Source organism: Burkholderia sp. SIMBA_062 (genome assembly GCF_046534765.1).
Lineage (GTDB): Bacteria > Pseudomonadota > Gammaproteobacteria > Burkholderiales > Burkholderiaceae > Burkholderia > Burkholderia ambifaria.
The window spans coordinates 1-1,007 of the sequence record NZ_JAWRYD010000094.1; the positions used below are offsets into that span (position 1 = coordinate 1).

Genomic DNA, 1,007 nt, shown 5'->3' on the forward strand with positions numbered 1-1,007 from the left:
CCCGTCACGTCCGTCGTACGGAAGTAGAACTGCGGACGGTAGTTGTTGAAGAACGGCGTGTGACGGCCGCCTTCGTCCTTGCTCAGCACGTACACTTCAGCCGTGAAGTGCGTGTGCGGCGTGATCGAACCCGGCTTCGCCAGAACCTGGCCACGCTCCACGTCTTCACGCTTCGTGCCGCGCAGCAGGATACCGACGTTGTCGCCTGCCTGACCTTGGTCCAGCAGCTTGCGGAACATTTCAACGCCCGTGCAGGTCGTCTTCACCGTCGGCTTGATACCCACGATTTCGATTTCTTCGCCGACCTTCACGATGCCGCGCTCGACACGACCCGTCACCACCGTACCGCGACCCGAGATCGAGAACACGTCTTCCACCGGCATCAGGAACGCGCCGTCAACGGCACGCTCCGGCGTCGGGATGTACGTGTCCAGCGCGTCTGCCAGGCTCATGATCGCCACTTCGCCCAGCTCGCCCGTGTCGCCTTCCAGCGCCAGCTTCGCCGAACCCTTCACGATCGGCGTGTCGTCGCCCGGGAAGTCGTACTTCGACAGCAGCTCGCGAACTTCCATCTCGACCAGCTCGAGCAGTTCAGCGTCGTCCACCATGTCGCACTTGTTCAGGAACACGATGATGTACGGAACGCCAACCTGACGTGCCAGCAGGATGTGCTCACGCGTTTGCGGCATCGGGCCGTCTGCTGCCGAGCAAACCAGGATCGCGCCGTCCATCTGCGCTGCGCCCGTGATCATGTTCTTCACATAGTCAGCGTGGCCCGGGCAGTCGACGTGCGCGTAGTGGCGGTTAGCCGTTTCGTACTCGACGTGTGCCGTGTTGATCGTGATGCCGCGCGCCTTTTCTTCCGGTGCCGCGTCGATCTGGTCGTAGGCCTTCGCTTCGCCGCCGAACTTCTTCGTCAGCACCGTCGTGATCGCTGCCGTCAGCGTCGTCTTGCCGTGGTCAACGTGACCGATCGTTCCAACGTTGACGTGCGGCTTGGTCCGCTC

1 protein-coding gene is annotated in these 1,007 nt (G+C 62.6%); it reads right to left on the reverse strand.

Annotation, left to right across the window (positions count from 1 at the left end; genetic code table 11):
- A partial coding sequence (gene tuf, locus SB786_RS35515) for an elongation factor Tu (protein WP_410731473.1) occupies positions 1 to 1,007 on the reverse strand: 1,007 nt, incomplete at both ends.